Raw genomic sequence first — 21,960 nt, 5'->3', positions numbered from 1 at the left:
TGCAATCCAGGCCTGAACGGATTCGATCCTACTTCCGACATCCCAAAATCGCGTATGCCGCATGATTTGGGGTATTGAGTTGCCGGATTAATACTGAGCCGCTTGCGCCGCGGCGGCGAGCGTGGCGCTGATCCTTTGATGCAAGGCGCGCTGGCGGCTCAGCAGCCAGAGCCCAAAACCCAGCAGCAGCAGCCCTTCGAGTGCCAGGGTCAGCGGTGCGCCGATCCAGGCCGCCAGCAGGCCGGCCAGCAGGCCACCGATAGCGTCAAAGCCGAAGCGGATGGAGACGAAAAACGCTACCACCCGCCCGCGCAGAGCCTCCGGCGCCAGGCTTTGCAGCAGCATGTTGATACCGACATTGCTCACCGAGATGGCAAAGCCCAGGGCCGCCATGGCCAGCAGCGCGGGCAGTACCTGCTGGCTGGCCGCCACCCCCAGCAGCGCCAGCGCCCCGAGCAGCACCCCGACCAGCAGGATGCGCACCAGTACCGGCAGCGTCTGGCGGGTGGCCAGATACAGGGTGGAGAGAAAGGCACCGCCACCGGCCGCGCCCCACAGCCAGCCGAGGGTGCGCGCATCGCCGGCGAAGATGTCGCGGGCCAGCACCGGCAGCAGCACCGCGTAACTGGAGGCGGTGAGGTTGAGCAGCGCCAGCGTCAGGATCAGCAGGCGGATCGAGACATCGCCCCACACATAGGCCAGCCCCTCACGAAACACCGCTGCGGTCGAGCCCTGCGCCCGCACGGCCGCGGGCAGGCGTATCCGCCACAGCCCCAGCAGCAGCGCCAGAAACGACAGGCCATTCAGGGCAAAGCACCAGGCCTCCCCGGCCAGTGCCAGCAGCAGCCCGGCCAGCGGCGGACCGATGAAGCGGCCACTGTTGAACAGCATGGCGTTGAGGGCCAGCGCGTTGGGCAGATCCTCACGCTGGCGGACGAAGCTGCCGATCAGCGCCTGACGCAGCGGCGTGTCGAAGGCATTGAGCACGCCCAGCAGCAGCGCCATGCCGATCAGCAAGGGCGGATTCACCCAGTCCAGCGCCGTGAGCCCCGCCAGAGCCAGCGCCTGCAGGGCCAGCAGCGCCTGCACGATCATCAACAGGCGGCGCTTGTCGTGACGATCCACCCAGGCCCCGGCCAGCGGCCCGACCAGAAGCTGCGGCAACAGCGCGGCAAAGGTCGTCACCCCCAGCAGCAGCACCGAGCCGGTCAGGCGGTAGATCAGCCAGGACAGGGCGACCTGCTGGATCCAGCTACCGAGGATCGAAACGGCCTGCCCGGCGAAGTACAACCGGAAGTTGGCCGCCTGCAACGCCCGCAGGGCCGGTGGCCAGGAATACGATGGCATGGCAGCCTCCAGGGCCTGTCAAAAAAACATGAGTGGCGCCATAAAACAACAAAAGGATCAGGATTTTGCTTTATATTTGACGCTCTTTTCCCTGTCACGCTGGAGCCCGTCCCGCCATGAGTTCCGACTCCCCTTCAACACGCTGCCAGGGTGGATTGCGTGGTCTTGATCTGCACACGCGCGCCCAGCTGCAAGACGCTCTGCTGGACGCCGCAGTGGACGGCATTATCGCCATTGATGGGCACGGTATCGTACAGCTGTTCAACCATGCCGCCGAGCTGCTGTTTGGCTATGACGCCGACGAGGTGCTGGGGCGCAATATTTCCATGCTGATGCCAGGGCCGCATGCCGAGCATCACGACGATTACCTGCGCGCCTACCAGGGCGGCAAGCCGGCCAACATCATCGGGATCGGCCGCGATGTCGAGGGGCGGCGCAAGAACGGCGAAGTGTTCCCGATGCACCTTTCGGTCGGCGAGGCGAAGACCGAGCAGGGACGGCTGTTCATCGGCATCTGCCATGACCTGAGCAGCTACAAGCAGGCGCTGCTCAACCTGCGCAACGCCGAGCTGCGTTACCGCGACATCATCGAAAGCCAGACCGAGCTGATCATGCGTCTGGATGCGCAGCTGCGCCTGACCTTCTGCAACCCGGCGATGGCTCACTTCCTTGAGGAAAGCGAGGAGCAGATGCTCGGCAAGAGCCTGCTGGAGTTCATCCATCCCGATGACCGCATGCTGGTCAAACGCCAGTTCGAGGCGCTGTTCAATGCCCACCTGCACCAGCAGTTGCAGGTGCGCATGCGCTGCAGCGGCGGGGAGCGCTGGATCGACTGGCGCGTGCGCGCGCTCAGCACGGAAACCCGCGACGGCTGGGAGTTTCAGGGGCTGGGGCTGGACATCACCGAGCATGTCCACGCCCGCGAGCAGGCGCGTTTTCTCGCCGCGCATGACCCGCTCACCGGGCTGAGCAACCGCGCCAGCTTCGTCGAGAACCTGCGCGGACTGCTTGAGCAGCAGACCCTGCACCATGCGGCGCTGCTGTACATCAACCTTGACCGCTTCAAGCTGACCAATGAGTCCCTGGGGCAGAATGCCGCCGACCAGATCCTCAAGACCGTGGCGACCCGTATCCGCAGCGCCCTGTCGCGCCATGATCTGCTAGCGCGGCTGGGCGCGGATCACTTTGCCGTGCTGATCGGCGATGTCAGCTCGGCGGGTAGCGCAGCCGTGGTCGCCCAGCGGGTGCTGGCGCGGATCAACGAGCCGTACATGACGCCCGCCGGCGCCTTCAACCTGACCGCCAGCATGGGCGTCAGCCTGTACCCGGAAGATGGCTACAACCATGAGCAGCTGCTGCGCAAGGCCGAGGCCGCGGTGCATGAGGCCAAGATCAATGGCCGCAACGAGCTGGTGTTCTTCAGCGAGCGCCTGAACGAGCAGCTGCACTCCACGCTGGAGCTGGAGCTGGGCATCCGCCAGGCGCTGAGCAACGATGGCTTCACTCTACATTTTCAGCCCAAGTATCAGCTCAAGGACGGCAGCCTGCAGGGCATGGAGGTGCTGCTGCGCTGGTTCCATCCCCAGTGGGGGGCGGTGTCGCCGACCCGCTTCATTCCGTTTGCCGAGGGCGTCGGTCTGGCCCGGCCGATCGGCGAGTGGGTGGTGCGTCACACCTGCGCGCAGATCAAGGCCTGGCGTGAACAGGGACTTGAGGTGCCCTCGCTGGCCATCAACCTCTCGCCCCAGCACTTCAACGAGCCTTCGCTGCGCGAGTGGCTGGACCGGGTGATTGCCGAATACGGCGTGCCGGCCACCCAGCTGGAGCTGGAAATCACCGAAGGCACGGCGCTGAGCAATACCGACACCCTGCTCGATCGCCTGCGCCAACTGCGCGAGGCCGGGTTCAGTATTGCCATCGATGACTTTGGCACCGGCTATTCTTCGCTCAGTTACCTGACGCGCCTGCCAGCCACTACCCTGAAGATCGACCGGGCCTTTGTCAGCCGCATCCAGGCCGACACCCAGCACGATCCGGTGGTCGAAGCGGTGATTGCGCTGGGGCATTCGCTGGGCATGCAGGTGGTGGCCGAGGGGGTGGAAAATGCCGTGCAGGCCGCGTTCCTGGCCAGCAAGGGCTGTGATCTGGTGCAGGGCTATCACTTCTCCCGCCCCCTGGATGCAGAGACCGCCGGCGCCCTGCTCCGGGATGCCGCCACGCCGCGCACGCCGAACTGAGGAGATGCCATGCACGATGATCCGCAATCCCGCCGGCCCGTTGATCAGGCTCCCAGCGGCAGCGCCTATGGCAGTGACGATCCGACCCTGCTGCGCCTGCTGCAGGAAGCCATTGCCCAGTCCTTCAACTCGGTGGTGCTGACCGATGCCGGCTTCGGCCCGGCCGGGCCGCGCATCCTGTACGCCAACCCGGCCTTCTGCCAGATGACCGGCTATGCGCTGGAGGAGCTGCTCGGCAAGACCCCGCGCATCCTGCAAGGGCCACTGACCGATCAGAACGTGCTGCGCGAGCTGGGCAGCTGCCTGAGCGAGGGGCAGCATTTTCAGGGTTCGACCGTCAACTACCGCAAGGATGGCACCCCCTACACGGTGGAATGGCACATCTCGCCGATTCGCGACCCCAGCGGCACCATCACGCATTTTGTCTCGGTGCAGCAGGACATCAGCGCCCTGCGCAGTGCCCAGCGCAGCGCCCAGCTGTTGGCCAATGCCCTGCACGTCTCCCAGGATGCGGTGTTCATTACCAATGCCGAGGGGCTGATCGAGTTCGTCAACCAGGGTTTTGAGATGATCACCGGCTACAGCAGCCGCGAGGCACTCGGCCAGCGACCGGCGATCCTGAGTTCCGGTGAGCATGGCCCGGCGTTCTACCGCAGGCTCTGGCACAGCCTGAATGCCGGGCAGACCTTCCGCGCTACCGTGACCAACCGTCACAAGCTCGGCCACCTGATCCACTGCGAAGAAACCATCACCCCGGTACGCGATGGCCAGGGGGTGATCACCCATTTCGTCTGCATCGCCAAGGACATGACCAGCCGCATCCATGCCGAGCAGGAGCTGCGCCAGCAGGCCAGCCATGACAGCCTGACCGGCCTCTATAACCGCCGCGCCGGTGAGCGCGAACTGGAGCGTGCCTTTGCCGCGCGGGTCGACGATGGCCAGCCGCTGTCGGTGCTGCTGCTGGATATCGACCACTTCAAGGCAATCAATGACACCTGGGGGCATCCCGCCGGTGATGTGGCGCTGCAGCAGGTCGCCGAGCTGCTGCGTACGCAGGTACGCAGCACGGACCGGGTCGTGCGCTGGGGCGGCGAGGAGTTTCTGATCGTGCTGCCGCACTGCCCGCTGCATACCGCCCATACCCTGGCCGAGCATTTGCGGGCCAGCCTGGCGGCCACCGAGATCCCCGAGATCGGTCATCTCACCCTGTCGATCGGCGTGGCCGAGATGGAGGATCAGGAAACGCTGGCCGGTCTGGTCAGCCGTGCCGATCGCGCGCTGTACAAGGCGAAGAAAGAGGGTCGCAACTGCACGCGGCTGGCCCGCAGCAGCACCGGTGAGCGCCGCAAAGACGGCGCATGATCGGGCGCGATGCGTTGCACTGGCGAGCCGGTTGAGAGGCTATATACTCCTGCAGGTATTCAATCGCCTTTATGATCTTCTTGAAGAATCTGCCAGGAGCCGCACGCCATGCCCTCGACCCTCCATACCGACGTGGCCATCATCGGTGCCGGCACCGCCGGTCTGTACGCCTTGCGCGAGGTGCGCCGCGCCGGGCGCCGCTTCGTGCTGATCGATCACGGCCCGCTGGGCACCACCTGCGCGCGGGTCGGCTGCATGCCCTCCAAGGTCGCGCTGCATGCCGCTGCACTCTGGCAGGCGCGTGACGAGATGGCTACCTTCGGCATCCACGGCAGCGAAGCGCTGCAGATCGACCGGGCGCAGACCTGGGCGGCGCTGCGCACCCAGCGTGATCGCTTCACCGCCAGCGCCACTGACAAGGCCCGCAGCGCTGCTGGTGAGCACCTGCTTGAGGGGCGCGCACGTTTTCTCTCCCCCACCCGCCTTGAAGTCACCCAGGCTGATGGCCAGCGCGTGCAGGTTCAGGCCGCCGCCGTGGTGATCGCCACCGGCTCACGGCCCCACCTGCCGGCCGAACTGGCCGCGCTCGGTGAGCGGGTGGTCACCACTGATGAGCTGTTCGAGCGGGACGCGCTGCCGGGGCGCATCGGCGTGCTGGGACTGGGCGCCATCGGGCTGGAGATGGGGCTGGCACTGGCCCGGCTGGGCGTGCAGGTCACTGCCGTGGGCAGCCGCTTAGCCGGCATCGACGATCCGCAGATCACCGAGCGCGCCCAGCAGCAGTTCGGCGCCGAAATGACCCTGTGGCTTGGGGCCAACGCACAGGCCGAAGCCACCGCGCAGGGCGTGCGGCTGCAGGCGGGCGAGCACTCGAGCGAGGTGGATCTTTTGCTGGTGGCGACCGGTCGGCGCCCGAATATCGATCAGCTGGGGCTGGCGGAAGCGGGGTTTGCCCTGGATGCGCGCGGCGTGCCGCACTTTGATCCGGCCACCCTGCAACTGGGCGAATGGCCGGTCTTTATCGCCGGCGATGCCAACGCGCAGCGCACCCTGCTCCATGAAGCGGTCGATGAAGGCAGCATCGCCGGCTACAACGCTGCACGCGAGGCGCGCCGCGGCTGGCAGCGCAAGGTCGCGCTGGGGATTGTGTTCTCCAGCCCGGATCTGGTCAGCGTCGGCGCCCGCCTGAGCGAGCTGGACCCGTCGCGGATCGTGATCGGCAGCGCCAGCGGGCAAAGCAACGGCCGCCTGCGCATTCTCGGCGGCGACCACAACCTGCTGCGCCTGTACGCCGAGGCTGGCAGCGGGCGACTGCTCGGCGCCTCGCTGCTGTGCCTGGGCGGCGAGCATCTGGGGCACCTGCTGGCCTGGGCGATCCAGCGCGGCGAGACCGCCCACAGCCTGCTGCAGCTGCCCTTCTATCACCCGGTGGTCGAGGAGCTGCTGGCAGGCGCGCTGCAGGACATCGCTCGTCAGTTGCCGGCCCCCGATGACGCGCCGCTGGGGCTGCGCCCCCTGCCGTAGATCGATCGGCGGTGCCCGGGGCGTTGCTCACGGGCCCTCAGGCCGGCGCCTTGAGAGCTTTCTTCGCGTAGATGTCATAGCGGCTGGACTTGCCCTCCAGCTGGTGGGAGGGCTTGGGCCCCTCGATGCATGGCGCCTTGCGCGGGCGCTTGACCACCACGCGGTGGCTGGCCAGTGCCAGTGCCGCGGCCAGCAGGGCCGGCGCATCCAGATCATCCCCGACTAGCGGCCGGAACAGGCGCATCTCCTTTTTCACCAGCGCGCTTTTGTCGCGGTGCGGGAACATCGGATCCAGATAGATCACCTGCGGGGGCTCGCCCTGCCAGGCGCTCATCTGCGCGATGGCATCGCCGCTCGCCAGCTGCATGTGCGCAACAATCGGCGCCACTTCCGGGTCGCGCGCAGCGCGGGCCAGCCCGTCCGCCAGCAAGGCAGCCACCAGCGGCTGGCGCTCGATCAGCGTCATCTCGCAGCCCAGGCTCGCCAGCACGAACGCATCGCGCCCAAGCCCTGCCGTGGCATCAAGGATGCGCGGACGAATCCCGCCCTGCACGCCAACCGCCTTGGCAATCATCTGTCCGCTGCCGCCACCAAAACGGCGCCGGTGCGCGCTGGCGCCTTCGACGAAATCGACCCGCACCGGCCCCGGCGCCTCAGGTCCCAGATCGACCAGCTGCAGACCCTCGGCCCCCAGCTGCAGGGCGAAGTCCGCCTCGCCACCGACCGGCAGCACCAGCTGCTGCGCCCAGTGAGCAGCCGCCTCGGCATATTCGGGAGAAAGCGCTTGGACACACACACGCACCGCACAGACAGACATCAGCCACACCCGACAGGAAAAAGGGGCGGCCATTGTGCCAAAGTGCGCTGCACTGCCCTAACAGCCTGTTGAAATTTGCCGTGAGTGGCAGTGCCTGGCAGTGTCTGGACCCTCCCGAGTACGAGGAAGGGAACGCTCACACGGACTGATGGCAATGCTGTCCTAAGCTGCTCACATGTGGTGTAATTTCAACCACTTAATGGATGAAATTACACCATGTACGCGCGAAAAATACGTCAGCATCTACTCGCAGCCCTTGACGATTCACCGGTCGTACTGATCAACGGCGCTCGCCAGACCGGCAAGAGCACGTTGATCCAAGACCTCGGCCGCGAAGCGATCTATTACACCCTGGACGACCCGGCAGTGCTGGCGGCTGTGCAGGCAGACCCCTTCGGTTTCATCAACGCGCTCAAGGGGGCTGTCTGTCTCGACGAGGTGCAGCGCGCTCCCGGGGTATTTCTGGCGATCAAGACAGTAGTAGATCGCGACCGCACCCCTGGTCGCTTCCTGCTGACCGGCTCAGCCAATGTGCTGTTGCTGCCGCAGATTGCCGACTCCCTGGCCGGGCGTATGGAAGTGCTGAATCTGTGGCCTCTGGCGCAAAGTGAAATCGAGCGTCAGCCCCTGAGCATCATTGATCGACTGTTCGGCGGCCAGCTGCCGGGCCAGTGCCATTTCGAACGGCAGGACTTCATCGCCAGACTGTGTCGTGGCGGTTATCCGGAGGCGCTGAATCGTTCCGGCGAGCGGCGGCGGGAAGCGTGGTTCGAGAGTTATCTCCATACGATCCTGCTGCGCGACGTCCGCGATCTGGCCCAGATCGAGGGGCTTACAGAGATGCCACGGCTGATGCAGCTGCTGGGCGCGCGCAGTGGCGGCCTGCTGAATGCCGCCGAGCTGTCGCGCTCGACAGGTATTGCGCAGACCACGCTAAAGCGCTACCTGACCCTGCTGGAGACCCTTTTTCTCGTGCGCCAGGTGCCCGCCTGGTCGTCCAATCTCGGCAAACGACTACAGAAATCGCCCAAGCTGTTCGTGACCGACTACGGCCTGATGGCCCACTTGCAGGGTTTGAGCGAGGCCGGTATGGCTGCGGGGCTGGGGTTGCCGGGGGATCTGGTGGAGGACTTTGTGCATGCCGAGCTGGTCAAGCATCAGAGCTGGTCGGATTTGCGCACGCAGCTGATGCATTACCGTACCTCCACGGGTGTCGAGGTGGACTTCGTGCTGGAGAACCGCCGTGGCGAGTTGGTTGGCATCGAAGTCAAGGCCGCGGCCACTATCAGTGGCAAGGATTTCAATGGACTTCGTCATCTACGCGAGACTACGCCGCAGCAGTTCAAGCGGGGCGTGGTGTTCTATACCGGCGAGCAGGTTGTGCCTTTCGATGAGCAACTGGTAGCGGTACCGCTCGCACTGTTCTGGTCAGTCTGAGCGGTACTCGCAATTCACCACCTGTGGTGGCTCTTGCGGTACAGCCGAGGCGCTGTGGGGCGCCTAGAGCAGATCCAGCTGGGTCGCCGCGCTGCTACCCGGAGCAGGCTCCGGCAGTGCCGGGAGCCCCGGCAGGCGCGCCATCAGCAGCTCATGAAAATACTGCGCCAGCTGCGGTGCCCGCTGATTGTCCGGGGTATGCAGAAAGATATGGGGCTGCAGGCCGACCTCGATCCACTGGGCGGTCTTTTCCACCCAGGGCGCCAGGAATGGCGCATTGGCCTCCTGCTGCGGGTGACCGATAAAGCGCACCTGAGGGGTAGCGCTGAAGGCCGCCGGGCGCAGGGGCAGACGCGGCTTGCGTGCCTGAGCGTGCAGTACCGCCGGGCTGCGATCCGTGGCGCGGAACAGGGCGCGCGAGTCCAGGCAGATCCGCTCCACCCCCCGCGCATGCAGCAGACGATTGAGCGCCCGCTCCTCTTCGCCCCGGGCGAAGAACGCCAGATGACGCACCTCCACCGCCAGCGCCGGAGCGGCCAGGGCATCAATGAAGGCGGCCAGCTCACCCAGCCGCGCCGGCGAGAAGCGCGCCGGCAGCTGCAGCCAGAGCGGTGTGATGCGCGCGCCCAGCGGGCTTAGCAAATCGAGGAAGGCCTGCGCGGCCGGCAGCTGTTCACGCAGGTCCTCAGCGTGACTGATATCGCGGGGCAGCTTGGCGCAAAAGTGGAAGTCCGCCGGCATCTGCTCGGCCCAGCGCTGCAGGGTCTGCGCCGCGGGGCGGGCGTAGAAGGTGGTATTGCCCTCCACCGTGTTGAAGCGCTGGCAATAGGCACCCAGCAGTTCATGAGCCGCCAAGCCTGCCGGATAGAAGCTGCCGCGCCAGGCCGGCTCGTTCCAGGAGGGGCAGCCGAGGTAATACGGCAGCACCGTGCTCAGGCCTTTTTCGGGGTGGCCACGTTGTCGCGCAGGTAGATCGGCTGGGCCTGATCGGCACTCACCCACTCACCGCGCGCCCAGGCGGCCTGGGCCAGGGTCAGCAGGTCACGAGCATCGGGCAGTAGCGCGGCATTGCAGGCCGGCACCTGAACCGCCAGACGCGCGGCGTAGCCCCAGCCGGTCCCAGCGCCAAACCACGCGCCCGCCGCACCTCGAGGCAGTGCGACCTGCTCGGGCAGCAGCACCTGCTCCAGCCCCGCCGGCTGCATCACCCCGTCCTGCAGCTGGAAGCAGCCCCAGTAGACCTCATCCATCCGGGCATCGATGGCCGAGGCCACCTGCTCGGCTGCGTGCTCGCGCCAGGCGCGCTGGGCCAGCGCAGCGAGGGTCGAGACCGGCAGCACCGGGCGATCCAGCGCAAAGGCCAGCCCCTGCACCACCCCCACGGCGATCCGCACGCCGGTAAAGGCCCCCGGACCGCGCCCGAAGGCGATGGCGTCCACCGCCGACAGGCTCAGCCCGGCCTCAGCCAGCACCTCCTGCACCATCGGCAGCACGCGCTGGGCGTGCAGGCGCGGAATCACCTCATAACGGCTGATCAGCCGCCCCTCATGGGCAAGCGCAACGGAGCAGGCTTCGGTGGCGGTATCCAGGGCCAGCAGGGTCGTCATGGGCACATATCCGGTAAGCAAACGGGCGGGCATTGTAAATGCAAACGGCCCGCACAGGGCGGGCCGCTTGGTCTGCAGCAGGCGTGATCAGCTCAGCGCGGCCAGCACCCGGGCGGTGATCGCCTCGACGCTGCCGACACCCTCGACGCGGGAGCAGATCGGCTTGCCGGCCTGCTCGCCCAGCGCCTGATAGAAGCCGACCAGCGGCTTGGTCTGGGCATGGTAGACCTCAAGACGCTTGCGCACGGTGTCCTCGTGATCGTCTTCACGCTGGATCAGCGCCTCGCCGGTCTCATCGTCGACGCCCTCGACCTTCGGCGGATTGTGCAGCACGTGGTAGGTGCGACCGGAGGCCGGGTGTACGCGGCGGCCAGACATACGGCTGATGATCTCTTCATCATCGACCGCGATCTCCAGCACGTGATCAATCACCACACCCGCATCGCGCAGGGCCTCGGCCTGGGGGATGGTGCGCGGGAAGCCATCGAACAGGAAGCCGTTGGCACAGTCGGCAGCGGCAATACGCTCCTTGATCAGGCCGATGATGATCTCATCGGAGACCAGGCCACCGCTGGCCATCACGTCCTTGACCTGCAGGCCCAGCGGGGTCTCGGCCTTGATCGCCGCACGCAGCATGTCGCCGGTGGAGATCTGCGGAATGGCAAACTTCTCGGTGATGAAACGGGCCTGGGTGCCCTTGCCGGCGCCGGGCGCCCCGAGCAGGATTACGCGCATCGTGTGTTGCTCCTAGAGTGGTGAGTAGAGACGGCGCGCCGGCCTTTGAAGGCCGGCGCAGGAAGCCGTGCAAGGGTCTGACTCGCTGCTAACACAAAACGACGCCCCGCAAAAGCCAACCAAAATACACAGCCGTCTGTCCGGACACAAGATGCGTCCGGACAGCACGGCGGCCCTCAGCCGGTGTTGCGCAGACCCGCCGCAATCCCGGCGACGCTGACCAGCAGCGCCCGTTCCAAGCGGCTGTCGGTCTCGCCGCCGGCGCGCCGCGAGCGGGCCAGCAGCTCCACCTGCAGCAGGTGCAGCGGGTCGAGGTAGGTGTCGCGCACGCTGATGGATTCGCGCAGCTCCGGGCTGTTTTCCAGCAGGCTGCCCTGCGCGGTCAGGCGCAGCACCTGGCTGATCGCCTGCCTCAGCAGCTCGCGCAGCTGCTGGCCCAGCTCCTGCAGCTCGGCATCCACCAGACGCTTGTCGTAGAGCCTTGCGATCCCGGCATCGGCCTTGACCAGCACCATTTCCAGCATGTCGATGCGGGTGCGGAAGAACGGCCAGTGATCGCGCATTTCCTGCAGCAGCGCGCCCTCGCCACGCTCCACCGCACAGGCCAGCGCGTGCTCCCAGCCAAGCCAGGCCGGCAGCATCAGGCGCATCTGGGTCCAGGCGAAGATCCAGGGAATCGCCCGCAGGCTTTCAATCCCGCCACTGCGCCGCCGCGCCGGACGACTGCCCAGCGGCAGACGCCCCAGCTCCTGCTCGGGTGTGGCCTGGCGGAAGTAATCGACGAAGTGGGTTTCACCGCGCACGACCGTGCGATAAGCCGTGAGCCCATCCTGCGCCAGACGCTCCATCAGCGCGCGCCACTCGGCCGTGGGGGCCGGCGGTGGCAGCAAGGTCGCCTCCAGCACGGCGGCCAGGTACAGGTTGAGGTTCTGCTCTGCCAGCCCCGGCAGGCCGAACTTGAAGCGGATCATCTCGCCCTGCTCGGTCACCCGGAAGCGCCCGGTCACCGACCCCGGCGGCTGGGAGAGGATCGCCGCATGCGCCGGACCACCGCCGCGCCCGACGGTGCCGCCACGGCCATGGAACAGCAGCAGCTCGACGCCGTGGCGCGCGCAGACCGCGACCAGACTCTCCTGCGCGCGGTACTGCGCCCAAGCGGCGGCCAGGGTGCCGGCATCCTTGGCCGAGTCGGAGTAGCCGATCATCACCTCCTGCGGCCCCTCCAGACGCGCCCGATAGCCCGGCAGCGCCAGCAGGCGGTCGATCGCCGCACCGGCATGCTCCAGATCATCGAGCGTCTCGAACAGCGGCACCACGCGAATCGGCCGCTCCAGCCCGGCCTCCTTGAGCAGCAGCTCGACGGCCAGCACATCGCTGGGCGCGCCGGCCATGGAGATCACATAAGAGCCGAGCGAGGCGGCCGGGCTGTCGGCCACCACGCGGCAGGTCGCCAGCACTTCGGCGGTTTCTGGCGAGGGCTGATAGCGGACGGGCAGCAGTGGCCGGGGGTTGTCCAGCTCGCGCTCGAGGAAGGCCACCCGCTGCTCCTCATCCCAGGCCAGGTAATCGCCCAGCCCCAGATAGCGAGTGATTTCCCCAAGCGCAGCGGCGTGACGGCTGGAGTCCTGGCGAATATCCAGCCGCACCAGGAACAGGCCGAAGGTATGGGCGCGGCGCAGGGTATCGAGCAGCGGCCCCTCGGCAATCGCCGCCATGCCGCACTCGACCAGCGAGGCATGGCACAGCGCCAGCGGTGCGATCAGCGCCGCGTTATCGTGCAGCACTTCGGCGGTCGGCGGGGTCGCTGGCTGTTGCAGGGCGGCATCCAGCCAGTCGCGGGTGGCGAACAGGCGCTGGCGCAGCTCGCGCAGCAGTACCCGGTAGGGCTCCGGCACCTGTCCCACCCGCTCATGCAGCGCCGCGTTCGCCTGCTGCATGGACAGCTCGGTGATCAGTTGCTCGACATCACCCAGGTACAGCTCGACAGCCACGCGGCGCGCTTGCAGCAGCACTTCCCGGCTGACCGCGGCGGTGACATTCGGGTTGCCATCGCGATCGCCGCCCATCCAGGAAGCAAAGCGCAGCGGCGCGGCTTCCAGCGGCAGGCGCTGGGCGCAGCGCTGCTGCAACAGCTCATCGACACCGCGCAAAAAGTGCGGCACCGCCTGCCACAGCGAGTGCTGGATGACCGCAAAGCCCCAGCGCGCCTCATCGATCGGCGTGGGCTTGTGGCGGCGGATCTCGTCGGTGTGCCAGATTTCCGCCAGCAGACGCTGCAACTGCTGCTGCACCCGCTGGCGCTCGCGGGGCGCCAGATCATCGTGATCGGCGGCGGCCAGCGCGGCGGCGACATCGTCGTATTTCTGGATCAGGGTTCGCCGCGCCACCTCGGTGGGATGGGCGGTAATCACCAGCTCGATGTCCAGCGCGGCAATCTGCCGGGCCAGCGCCTCTGGCGCATGACCGGCCTGGCGCAGCCGCTCCAGCAGCTCATCCAGCACCCGCTCCTCGAACGGCGGCGCCTCGCCCGGCGCGCGCCGACGGATGCGGTGATGCTGCTCGGCGATGTTAGCCAGGTTGAGGAACTGGTTGAAGGCCCGCGCCACCGGCAGCAGCTCGTCATCACTCAGTGCATCGAGGGTTTCCGCCAGCTGGCGCGCGCCCTCGCCCGAGCCACGCCGCGCCGCCTTGGCGCCCTTGCGGATGCGTTCGATCTTGTCGAGAAACGCCGCACCGCGCTCGGCACGGAAGGTATCGCCCAGCAGGGTCCCCAGCAGATTCACTTCTTCGCGCAGACGCGCATCGATCTCGGCCATGCTCTTGCTCCTTGGATGCTTGCCCGCAGACTGCCGCAGCCCCGCCGTGCAAGCAAGGCCATCACAGGCCGAGAAAGGCCACCAGCTCGGCGCGCCGCTCTAGGGCATCCCGGTAGCCCAGCTCGATCAGCTCGTTGCAGTAGGCGCTCTCGAACAGCAGATAGCTGAGCAGCCCCGCGCCGCTGGCCCGGGTGGCCCCGGGGCCGGCAAAGAACAGACGCAGCGCCGACGGCAGCAGGTGGCGATGGCGGGCGGCAATCGTGTCCAGCGACTGGCTGGGCGCCATCACCAGTACCTCGACCGGCTGCAGATGGCTGCCGCGCTGGGCGGGCGGCACCAGCTGACTGAAGCGATTGAGGCGCTCGAGCAGCTCAAGATCCGCCTCCAGGCTGTCGACAAAGGTGGCATTGAGCAGCAGGCCGCCCAGCTGGGCCAGCGTCGGTGGATGGCGCGGCGGCGACAGCCACTGCCCCTCACCGGCCACCGGCTGCCCGGCCCCGCCGCTGACCCCGATCACCAGCACCCGCTGCGCGCCCAGATGCAGCGCCGGACTGATCGGCGCATCCTGACGCAATGCGCCATCGCCGAAGTACTCGCTGCCCAGACGCACCGGGGCAAACAGCAGCGGAATCGCTGCACTGGCCAGCAGATGCTCATGGGTCAGGCGCACCGCCGCCCCCTGACGACGATGCCGGCGCCAGGGCGTGATCGGGCGCAGCGACTCATAAAAGGTCACCGCCTGCCCGGAGCCATAGCCAAATGCGGTGATCGCCACCGCCTGCAGGGCGCCGCAGTCGAGTGCCGGGGCGATGCCGGACAGGTCGATTTCCTCACGCAGCAGATCAGCCAGCGGGCGGTTATCCAGCAGCGCCACCGGTACATCCCGTGCCAACCCCAGCAGGCTGCTGCTCATGAACACCGCCGCCTGGCGCAGCACGCCCGGCCAGTCGCTGCGGTAGATGCGTGCGGTATTGAAGCCGCGCCAGATGCGGGTCAGCTGACGGATGCTGGCGCGCATGTTGCGCGCGCCGCTGGCCAGCGCCACCGCATTGATCGCCCCGGCAGAGGTGCCGACGATCACCGGAAACGGATTGGGCGAGCTGTCGCTGAGCAGCTCACCGATCGCACTGAGCACCCCGACCTGATAGGCGGCGCGCGCCCCGCCGCCGGAAAGCAGCAGCGCAGTGGGTGCCACGGCAGGCGGACAGGGCGGCGACTGCATCAATGCGGCCGCGCGTAGAGGGACGGCTCACCCTCGGGGCGGGTCTTGAAGCGCCGGTGCGCCCAGAGGTACTGCTCGGGGCAAGCGCGCAGGGCCTGCTCGACCCATTGATTGACCCGCAGGCAATCAGCCTCTTCACTCTCGCCGGGGAAGTCCGCCAGCGGCGGATGCACCACCAGACGGTAACCGCTGCCATCGGCCAGACGCTGCTGGGTAAAGGGCACCACCTGCGCCTTGCCGAGGCGGGCAAACTTGCTGGTGGCGGTGACAGTGGCGGCGGGAATGCCGAACAGCGGCACGAACAGGCTCTGCTTGCGGCCGTAATCCTGATCCGGTGCATACCAGATGGCGCGCCCGGCGCGCAGCACCTTGAGCATCGCGCGCACGTCCTCACGCTCGATGGCGGTGGCATCGAGGTTATGACGCTCACGGCCGCGGCGCTGGATGTAGTCAAACAGCGGATTCTTGTGCTCGCGGTACATGCCATCGATGGTGTGCCGCTGACCGAGCAGCGCCGCGCCGATCTCAAGGGTGGTGAAGTGCAGGGACATGAGGATCACCCCGCGGCCCTCGCGCTGCGCGGCCTGCAGATGTTCCAGCCCCTCGATATGGGCCAGGCGCGCCAGGCGCTCGCGGGGCCACCACCAGCTCATCGCCATCTCGAAAAAGGCGATGCCGCTGGAGGCAAAGTTCTCCCGCAGCAGCCGCTCGCGAGCCGCCGGGTGCAGCTCGGGGAAGCACAGCTCAAGGTTGCGCGCGGCAATCCGCCGGCGCTCGCCCGCCACATGCCACATCAAGGCACCCAGCAGCCGCCCCAGACGCAGCAGGGCACGATAGGGCAGCTGCACCAGCAGCCAGAGCAGCCCCAGCGCGAACCACAGCGGCCAGAAGCGCGGGTGCAAAAAGGCGCGGCGAAAACGGGGACGATCCATGGTAGACATCCGGTCTGAAGCAAAGTGGCTGGCATTCTAACCCGAGCCCGCGCGCCCCATCAGCCATTGCCGGCGCTTGCGGGGCTGTCGGGATGCCGCTATAAGTCCTGCCTCCCTACGGGTTGCCCACACCATGATGCCTAACGAATCACTCTCCCCTGCCGCTCTCGAGCCGGTATTCCGGCTCAAGGGCAAAATGTTCGCCGTGACCGTCATGGAGTTGGTCCGCATTGATCTGCTGCGCCTGGAACGCCAACTGGCCGAGAAAGTGGCGCAGGCGCCAAATTTCTTCAGCGATGTCCCGCTGCTGCTGAGCCTTGAAACCCTGGAAGACGACTGTGGACCGGTCGATCTGCAGGCGGTGCTGGAAATCTGCCGGCACCACGGCCTGCTGCCCCTGGGCATCCGCGCCCGGCGCGAGAGTGACCTGGCCGCCGCCCGCGCACTCGGTCTGCCGATCCTGCCACCGGGCAGTGGCCGCGAGCGCCATCTGCCGCTGGAGCTGCCCAGCGCTGAAGCCGCTGAGGAGGCGCCACCGGCCGAGGCGCCCGTTACCGAAGTCGAAGCGGATGCGCCCGCCCCGACTGACGACGTCCCCACCCTGACCCCGATCCCGGCACCGACCCTGATGATCACCGCGCCTGTGCGTGGCGGGCAGTGCGTTTATGCACCGCAAGGAGATCTGGTGGTGGTGTCCAGCGTCAGCGCCGGCGCCGAGCTCAAGGCCGATGGCAATGTGCACGTCTATGGCCCGCTGCGCGGACGGGTGATGGCAGGTGTCAGCGGCAATCTGCAGGCGCGGATCTTCTGCCAGGCGCTGACCGCCGAACTGGTGGCCATCGGCGGGGTTTACAAGACCGCCGAGGACCTGCGCCGCCACCCGCAATGGGGCAAACCGGTACAGATCAGCCTGTCCGGAGACGTGTTGAACATCACCCGCCTTTGACCGATACTGCGGACATTTTCAGGCATCCTGATCCTTTCATCTTTGGGGTAAGCACCTTGGCCAAAATCATTGTTGTCACCTCCGGCAAGGGTGGCGTGGGCAAAACGACTTCCAGTGCCGCCATCGGTACCGGCCTCGCCCTGCGCGGCCACAAGACCGTGATCGTCGACTTCGATGTCGGCCTGCGTAATCTCGACCTGATCATGGGCTGTGAACGCCGCGTGGTGTACGACTTCGTCAACGTGATCCACAAGGAAGCCACCCTCTCCCAGGCCCTGATCAAGGACAAGCGCCTTGACAACCTCTATGTCCTGGCCGCCAGCCAGACCCGCGACAAGGACGCCCTGACTCAGGAAGGTGTCGCCCAGGTGATCGAGGATCTGAGCAAGGACTTCGAGTACATCATCTGCGACTCGCCGGCCGGTATCGAGAAAGGCGCCCACCTGGCGATGTACTTTGCCGATGTGGCGATTGTCGTCACCAACCCCGAGGTTTCCTCGGTACGCGACTCCGACCGTATCCTGGGCCTTCTGGCCAGCAAGTCGCGCCGCGCCGAGCAGGGCGAGGAGCCGGTCAAGGAGCACCTGCTGCTGACCCGTTACAACCCCGAGCGCGTGGCGCGCGGTGAGATGCTCAGCGTCGATGATGTCGAGGAAATCCTCTCCATCGGCCTTCTGGGCGTGATCCCCGAATCCCAGGCGGTGCTCAAGGCCTCCAACCAGGGCGTCCCGGTGATCCTCGACGAGCAGAGCGATGCGGGCCAGGCCTACAGCGATGCCGTTGAGCGTCTGCTGGGCAAGGAAATGCCGCATCGCTTCCTGGATGTGCAGAAGAAAGGTTTCCTGCAACGCCTGTTCGGAGGTTGAGATGAGCCTTTTCGACTTCCTGCGCGCCCGCAAGAAACCCTCCTCGGCGTCGATCGCCAAGGAACGCCTGCAGATCATCGTGGCTCACGAGCGTGGCAGTAACCGTGACGAGCAACCGGACTACCTGCCGGCCCTGCAGGAAGAGCTGGTGGCGGTGATCCGCAAGTACGTGCCGATCGAGCAGGATCAGGTGCAGGTCGCCCTGGAAAACCAGGGTACCTGCTCGATCCTCGAGCTGAATATCACCCTGCCCGAGCGCTGATCGGGCGGTGTATCGCGTGCGGCGGCCTGCGGGCCGCCGCAGTCATTTGTGGAATCCGCTATGCCGCTGTCGAACATCGAAATCGTCCACCAGGATGCCGCCCTGCTGGTGATCAACAAGCCGACCCTGCTGCTCTCGGTGCCCGGGCGCGCCGAGGACAACAAGGACTGCCTGGTCACCCGCCTGCAGGAACATGGCTACCCGGAGGCGCGCATCGTCCACCGCCTGGACTGGGAAACCTCCGGGCTGATCGTGCTGGCCCGTGATGCCGACAGCCACCGCGAACTGTCCCGCCAGTTTCACGATCGCGAAACCGAGAAGGCCTACACCGCACTGTGCTGGGGCCAGCCCGAGGCGGACAGCGGCCGCATCGAGCTGCCGCTGCGCTACGATCCACCCAACAAGCCGCGGCATATCGTCGATCATGAGCTGGGCAAGCACGCGCTGACCTTCTGGCAGGTGCTCGAGCGCCATGCGGATTACTGCCGGGTCGAGCTGACGCCGATCACCGGCCGCTCCCACCAGCTGCGCGTGCACATGCTGGCCATCGGCCACCCGCTGCTGGGCGATCGCCTGTATGCCCACGAGCCGGCGCTGGCCGCCCATGAGCGCCTGTGCCTGCATGCCAGCCTGCTGTGCCTGACGCACCCACTCAGCGGCGAGCGCCTGCGTTTCAGCAGCCCGGCACCGTTCTGAACCGCGACGGACCGCCGGCAGGACGCGCGTCCTGTATGTGGCGGCCACACCGCCCTTTTCACTTTCCGGAGTCACCATGCGCGACGTACTCAATCAGGGCCTGATCGACTTCCTCAAGGCCTCACCCACGCCCTTCCACGCCACCGCCAGCCTGGCGACCCGCCTTGAGGCAGCCGGCTACGTGCGTCTGGATGAGCGCGACGCCTGGCAGGCCGCGCCCGGCGGGCGCTACTACGTGACCCGCAACGACTCCTCACTGATCGCCGTCAAGCTGGGCCAGCACGCCCCGCTGGACGCAGGGCTGCGCCTGGTCGGTGCACATACCGATAGCCCGTGCCTGCGGGTCAAGCCGCAGCCGGAGCTGGTGCGCGGCGGCTTCTGGCAGCTGGGCGTCGAGGTGTATGGCGGCGCGCTGCTCGCCCCCTGGTTCGATCGCGACCTGTCGCTGGCCGGGCGCGTCACCTTCAGCCATGACGGCCAGCTAGACAGCCGGCTGATCGACTTCAAGGCGCCCATCGCGGTGATCCCAAGCCTGGCCATCCACCTCAACCGCGAGGCTAACAAGGGCTGGACCATCAACCCGCAGACCGAGCTGCCGCCGCTGCTGGCCCAGCTGCCGGTGGACGCGACCCGCAGCTTCCGCGGCCTGCTGGCCGAGCAGCTTAAGCGCGAGCATGGCCTGAGCGTCGAGCAAGTGCTGGATTTTGAGCTGAGCTTCTACGATACCCAGCCGGCGGCGCTGGTCGGTCTGGAACAGGACTTCATTGCCGGCGCACGCTTGGACAACCTGCTGTCCTGCTACGCCGGCCTCAGCGCGCTGCTGAGTGCCGATGAGGAGCAGAACGCCGTGCTGGTCTGCACCGACCATGAGGAAATCGGCTCCTGCTCGGCCTGTGGCGCCGACGGCCCGTTCCTGGAGCAGACCCTGCGCCGTCTGCTCGGTGATGGCGAAGCCTTCGTGCGCACCATCCAGCGCTCGTTGCTGGTCTCGGCGGACAACGCCCATGGCGTACACCCCAACTACGCCGATCGCCACGATGGCAACCATGGCCCGCGCCTCAACGCAGGCCCGGTGATCAAGATCAACAGCAACCAGCGCTACGCCACCAACAGCGAAACAGCGGGCTTCTTCCGTCATCTTTGCCAGCAGCAGAACGTGCCGGTCCAGAGCTTTGTGGTGCGCAGCGACCTCGGCTGCGGCTCGACCATCGGGCCGATCACCGCCAGTCAGCTGGGGGTACGCACCGTGGACATCGGTCTGCCGACCTTTGCCATGCACTCGATCCGCGAGCTGGCCGGCAGCCATGACTTGGAACACCTGGTGCGCGTGCTGGGCGCCTTCTACAACAGCGCCACCCTGCCCTGAGGACACCCCATGCCCCTTGCCCTTTTCGATCTTGATGACACCCTGATCGACGGTAACAGCCCCAGCCTCTGGAGCGCCTATCTGGCGGATCTGGGCTGGGTGGACCGTGACTCCTTTCTCCCACGCGAGCAGGCGCTGGTCGCGGCGTATGCCGAGCAGCAGGTCAGCCTGGAGGGGTACCTGCAGTTCGGTCTGCAGCCGCTGATCGGCCGCACGCCGGAGGAAGTGGCGCATGTCGCTGGGCCGTTCGTCGAGGACGTGATCGAGCCGCTGATCCACTCGGCGGCGATGCGCGCTATCGCCACGCATCGTCAGCAGGGCGATCGGGTTGTGGTGATTTCCGCCACACCGACCTTTCTGGTCGAGGCGATTGCCGAGCGGCTGCGAATCACCGATGTGCTGGGCACGGCGCTGGCCGTGCAGCATGGCCACTACAGCGGCGCGCTGAGCGGCACACCCTGCGCGCGCGAGGGCAAGATCGTCTGCCTCAAGGCGTGGGCGCAGGCCGAGGACGAATCCCTGGAGGGCGCGTACTTCTACTCCGACTCCTGCAACGATTTGCCGCTGCTTGCGCACGTCGCCCATCCGCGCGCGGTCAATCCGGATGCGCGGCTGCGTGCTCACGCCAAACAACACGGCTGGACGATTCTCGACTGGCAATAAAGCCGCAGCGGCGGGCGCTGCCAAGGACGCGCCCGCCGCCTGAGGGGGTTGCGGACTCAGGCCTGGCTGTCAGCCAGCGCCTCATCGACCACCAGCACCACCTTGCCCTGCACCTCGTTGCTGGCCAGCACCTCGAAGGCCGCCTCGGCATCGCGCACCGCATAGCGGCGCTCCAGCTGGGCCTTGAGACGCCCCTCGGCAAACAGCGGCCAGACGAACTGCTCAAGATCGGCCATCAGGCGCGCCTTGAAGTCGGCATCGCGGTTACGCAGGGTCGAGCCGATCATCTGGATGCGCTTGCCGAGCAGCAGCGCCAGATCCAGCTGCGCCTTGCGCCCGCCCATCAGGCCGATGATCACCCAGCGGCCATCCTGACCGAGCACCTTGAGGTTGAGTTCGCCGTAGCTGGCGCCGACCGGATCGAGGATCACATCAAAGGGGGCGAAATCCCGCAGCGCCTCCAGATCATCGCCGCGCACCACGCCGCCTTCCGCCCCCAGCGCCTCACAGTAGGCCAGGCGCTCACGGGAGCCGACGCTGACCCAGCAGGGACTGCCAAAGGCCTTGCACAGCTGGATCGCCGCCGAGCCGACACCACTGGCTCCGGCGTGCAGCAGCACCTTCTCACCCGGTTGCAGGGCGCCGAGCTGGAACAGGTTGAGCCAGGCGGTGGCATAGACTTCGGGAATCACCGCCGCCTCCAGCAGCGACAGCCCCTCGGGGATCGGCAGGGCATGGCGGGCATCCACCACCACTTCCTCGGCCATGCCGCCACCGGCCAGCAGGGCACAGACCCGATCACCGACCCGCCAGCGACTGCCGGGCCCGGCCTCGGTCACCACGCCCGCGCATTCAAGGCCCAGCACCTCGCTGACCCCGGGCGGCGGCGGGTAAAGGCCGCTGCGCTGCAGCAGATCCGCACGGTTCAGACCGGCAGCCGCCACCTGGATGCGGATCTGCCCGACATCGCACGCTGGGCGTGCGGTCTGGGTCCATTCCAGCTCACCATCGATACCTTGCAATGCGTTCACGCTACCTCCATATTGTCCAATCATCGGCACCGGCCCAGCCTGTCTGGCGCCCTGCCCCGGATTGTGACCCGTAAAGTGTCCGCCGTCAGCACCT

Annotated in this window: 19 protein-coding genes; 10 read left to right on the top strand and 9 right to left on the bottom strand. The window is 66.9% G+C overall.

All coding sequences use genetic code 11. The features are described from left to right. Window positions 1–87 precede the first annotated feature (87 nt). A complete protein-coding gene (locus MXC11_RS09250; RefSeq protein ID WP_250009246.1) occupies window positions 88–1,347 on the bottom strand; it encodes an MFS transporter in 1,260 nt (419 codons plus the stop codon). A gap of 116 nt (window positions 1,348–1,463) precedes the next feature. Between MXC11_RS09250 and MXC11_RS09245 the strand changes: the two genes are divergently transcribed. The 3 genes from MXC11_RS09245 to MXC11_RS09235 all read left to right on the top strand — a co-directional run bounded on the left by MXC11_RS09245 (window position 1,464) and on the right by MXC11_RS09235 (window position 6,470). After that, window positions 1,464–3,584 (top strand): putative bifunctional diguanylate cyclase/phosphodiesterase, encoded by a 2,121-nt coding sequence (locus MXC11_RS09245; protein WP_250009239.1) that lies wholly within the window; start codon window positions 1,464–1,466, stop codon window positions 3,582–3,584. A 9-nt stretch (window positions 3,585–3,593) separates the two neighbouring features. Further along, on the top strand, window positions 3,594–4,946 hold the full coding sequence (locus MXC11_RS09240) for a sensor domain-containing diguanylate cyclase (protein ID WP_250009230.1): 1,353 nt from the start codon (window positions 3,594–3,596) through the stop codon (window positions 4,944–4,946). 108 nt (window positions 4,947–5,054) lie between these two features. Then, window positions 5,055–6,470 (top strand): dihydrolipoyl dehydrogenase, encoded by a 1,416-nt coding sequence (locus tag MXC11_RS09235; RefSeq protein WP_250009223.1) that lies wholly within the window; start codon window positions 5,055–5,057, stop codon window positions 6,468–6,470. Between the two features lie 37 nt (window positions 6,471–6,507). Here the strand turns inward: MXC11_RS09235 and MXC11_RS09230 are convergent, their stop codons facing one another. After that, window positions 6,508–7,287 carry a class I SAM-dependent methyltransferase gene (locus MXC11_RS09230; RefSeq protein ID WP_250009215.1) on the bottom strand — a complete coding sequence of 260 codons (780 nt, stop codon included), beginning with the start codon at window positions 7,285–7,287 and terminating at the stop codon, window positions 6,508–6,510. Between the two features lie 216 nt (window positions 7,288–7,503). On the opposite strand from MXC11_RS09230, the gene MXC11_RS09225 reads away from it, so the two are divergent. After that, entirely contained in the window at window positions 7,504–8,724 is a 1,221-nt protein-coding gene (locus MXC11_RS09225; RefSeq protein ID WP_250009207.1) for an ATP-binding protein, read from the top strand. Between the two features lie 63 nt (window positions 8,725–8,787). Here MXC11_RS09225 and MXC11_RS09220 read toward each other — a convergent pair whose 3' ends face one another. The 6 genes from MXC11_RS09220 to MXC11_RS09195 all read right to left on the bottom strand — a co-directional run bounded on the left by MXC11_RS09220 (window position 8,788) and on the right by MXC11_RS09195 (window position 16,036). Beyond that, window positions 8,788–9,651 carry a DUF72 domain-containing protein gene (locus MXC11_RS09220; protein WP_250009200.1) on the bottom strand — a complete coding sequence of 288 codons (864 nt, stop codon included), beginning with the start codon at window positions 9,649–9,651 and terminating at the stop codon, window positions 8,788–8,790. A 5-nt stretch (window positions 9,652–9,656) separates the two neighbouring features. After that, the gene (gene tsaB, locus MXC11_RS09215) at window positions 9,657–10,331 is read right to left on the bottom strand and encodes a tRNA (adenosine(37)-N6)-threonylcarbamoyltransferase complex dimerization subunit type 1 TsaB (RefSeq protein WP_250009193.1); all 675 of its coding nucleotides are present in this window, start codon (window positions 10,329–10,331) and stop codon (window positions 9,657–9,659) included. Between the two features lie 87 nt (window positions 10,332–10,418). Continuing rightward, window positions 10,419–11,066, bottom strand: coding sequence for an adenylate kinase (adk, locus tag MXC11_RS09210; RefSeq protein ID WP_250009177.1), 648 nt, complete (start codon window positions 11,064–11,066; stop codon window positions 10,419–10,421). Window positions 11,067–11,242: 176 nt separating this feature from the next. Beyond that, entirely contained in the window at window positions 11,243–13,882 is a 2,640-nt protein-coding gene (gene ppc / locus MXC11_RS09205; RefSeq protein WP_250009172.1) for a phosphoenolpyruvate carboxylase, read from the bottom strand. Window positions 13,883–13,943: 61 nt separating this feature from the next. After that, on the bottom strand, window positions 13,944–15,104 hold the full coding sequence (locus tag MXC11_RS09200; RefSeq protein ID WP_250009168.1) for a patatin-like phospholipase family protein: 1,161 nt from the start codon (window positions 15,102–15,104) through the stop codon (window positions 13,944–13,946). Continuing rightward, window positions 15,104–16,036: a lipid A biosynthesis lauroyl acyltransferase gene (locus MXC11_RS09195; RefSeq protein WP_250009167.1), complete on the bottom strand. Its 933-nt coding sequence runs from the start codon at window positions 16,034–16,036 to the stop codon at window positions 15,104–15,106. The genes MXC11_RS09200 and MXC11_RS09195 overlap by 1 nt, the downstream gene beginning before the upstream one ends. A gap of 133 nt (window positions 16,037–16,169) precedes the next feature. Here MXC11_RS09195 and minC point away from each other — a divergent pair, with 133 nt between their 5' ends. The 6 genes from minC to MXC11_RS09165 all read left to right on the top strand — a co-directional run bounded on the left by minC (window position 16,170) and on the right by MXC11_RS09165 (window position 20,835). After that, complete coding sequence (minC, locus tag MXC11_RS09190) at window positions 16,170–16,982, top strand: septum site-determining protein MinC (protein WP_250009162.1); 813 nt, start codon at window positions 16,170–16,172, stop codon at window positions 16,980–16,982. Window positions 16,983–17,038: 56 nt separating this feature from the next. After that, complete coding sequence (gene minD, locus MXC11_RS09185; protein ID WP_250009156.1) at window positions 17,039–17,848, top strand: septum site-determining protein MinD; 810 nt, start codon at window positions 17,039–17,041, stop codon at window positions 17,846–17,848. 1 nt (window position 17,849) lies between these two features. Further along, the gene (minE, locus tag MXC11_RS09180; protein WP_250009154.1) at window positions 17,850–18,110 is read left to right on the top strand and encodes a cell division topological specificity factor MinE; all 261 of its coding nucleotides are present in this window, start codon (window positions 17,850–17,852) and stop codon (window positions 18,108–18,110) included. 60 nt (window positions 18,111–18,170) lie between these two features. Further along, a complete protein-coding gene (locus tag MXC11_RS09175) occupies window positions 18,171–18,806 on the top strand; it encodes an RluA family pseudouridine synthase (protein WP_250009152.1) in 636 nt (211 codons plus the stop codon). A gap of 76 nt (window positions 18,807–18,882) precedes the next feature. Next, complete coding sequence (locus MXC11_RS09170; RefSeq protein ID WP_250009143.1) at window positions 18,883–20,172, top strand: M18 family aminopeptidase; 1,290 nt, start codon at window positions 18,883–18,885, stop codon at window positions 20,170–20,172. Between the two features lie 9 nt (window positions 20,173–20,181). Continuing rightward, window positions 20,182–20,835 (top strand): HAD family hydrolase, encoded by a 654-nt coding sequence (locus MXC11_RS09165; RefSeq protein ID WP_250009136.1) that lies wholly within the window; start codon window positions 20,182–20,184, stop codon window positions 20,833–20,835. A 56-nt stretch (window positions 20,836–20,891) separates the two neighbouring features. Here MXC11_RS09165 and MXC11_RS09160 read toward each other — a convergent pair whose 3' ends face one another. After that, window positions 20,892–21,866 carry an NAD(P)H-quinone oxidoreductase gene (locus MXC11_RS09160; protein WP_250009129.1) on the bottom strand — a complete coding sequence of 325 codons (975 nt, stop codon included), beginning with the start codon at window positions 21,864–21,866 and terminating at the stop codon, window positions 20,892–20,894. Window positions 21,867–21,960 lie beyond the last annotated feature (94 nt).

It is taken from the genome of Pseudomonas eutrophicaquae (assembly GCF_023544715.1).
Taxonomy (GTDB): Bacteria; Pseudomonadota; Gammaproteobacteria; order Pseudomonadales; family Pseudomonadaceae; genus Geopseudomonas.
The sequence above is the reverse complement of the archived record's forward strand: the minus strand, read 5'-3'. Positions and strand labels throughout refer to the sequence as shown.

What these genes read in the sequence shown, in the direction of transcription:
- minE (WP_250009154.1), top strand. Translation starts at nt 17,850, where the DNA reads ATGAGCCTTTTCGACTTCCTGCGCGCCCGCAAGAAACCCTCCTCGGCG.
- MXC11_RS09235 (WP_250009223.1), top strand. Translation starts at nt 5,055, where the DNA reads ATGCCCTCGACCCTCCATACCGACGTGGCCATCATCGGTGCCGGCACC.
- MXC11_RS09245 (WP_250009239.1), top strand. Translation starts at nt 1,464, where the DNA reads ATGAGTTCCGACTCCCCTTCAACACGCTGCCAGGGTGGATTGCGTGGT.
- MXC11_RS09240 (WP_250009230.1), top strand. Translation starts at nt 3,594, where the DNA reads ATGCACGATGATCCGCAATCCCGCCGGCCCGTTGATCAGGCTCCCAGC.
- MXC11_RS09170 (WP_250009143.1), top strand. Translation starts at nt 18,883, where the DNA reads ATGCGCGACGTACTCAATCAGGGCCTGATCGACTTCCTCAAGGCCTCA.
- MXC11_RS09230 (WP_250009215.1), bottom strand. Translation starts at nt 7,287, where the DNA reads ATGTCTGTCTGTGCGGTGCGTGTGTGTGTCCAAGCGCTTTCTCCCGAA.
- ppc (WP_250009172.1), bottom strand. Translation starts at nt 13,882, where the DNA reads ATGGCCGAGATCGATGCGCGTCTGCGCGAAGAAGTGAATCTGCTGGGG.
- minC (WP_250009162.1), top strand. Translation starts at nt 16,170, where the DNA reads ATGATGCCTAACGAATCACTCTCCCCTGCCGCTCTCGAGCCGGTATTC.
- MXC11_RS09175 (WP_250009152.1), top strand. Translation starts at nt 18,171, where the DNA reads ATGCCGCTGTCGAACATCGAAATCGTCCACCAGGATGCCGCCCTGCTG.
- tsaB (WP_250009193.1), bottom strand. Translation starts at nt 10,331, where the DNA reads ATGACGACCCTGCTGGCCCTGGATACCGCCACCGAAGCCTGCTCCGTT.
- MXC11_RS09225 (WP_250009207.1), top strand. Translation starts at nt 7,504, where the DNA reads ATGTACGCGCGAAAAATACGTCAGCATCTACTCGCAGCCCTTGACGAT.
- MXC11_RS09195 (WP_250009167.1), bottom strand. Translation starts at nt 16,036, where the DNA reads ATGGATCGTCCCCGTTTTCGCCGCGCCTTTTTGCACCCGCGCTTCTGG.
- MXC11_RS09250 (WP_250009246.1), bottom strand. Translation starts at nt 1,347, where the DNA reads ATGCCATCGTATTCCTGGCCACCGGCCCTGCGGGCGTTGCAGGCGGCC.
- adk (WP_250009177.1), bottom strand. Translation starts at nt 11,066, where the DNA reads ATGCGCGTAATCCTGCTCGGGGCGCCCGGCGCCGGCAAGGGCACCCAG.
- MXC11_RS09165 (WP_250009136.1), top strand. Translation starts at nt 20,182, where the DNA reads ATGCCCCTTGCCCTTTTCGATCTTGATGACACCCTGATCGACGGTAAC.
- MXC11_RS09200 (WP_250009168.1), bottom strand. Translation starts at nt 15,104, where the DNA reads ATGCAGTCGCCGCCCTGTCCGCCTGCCGTGGCACCCACTGCGCTGCTG.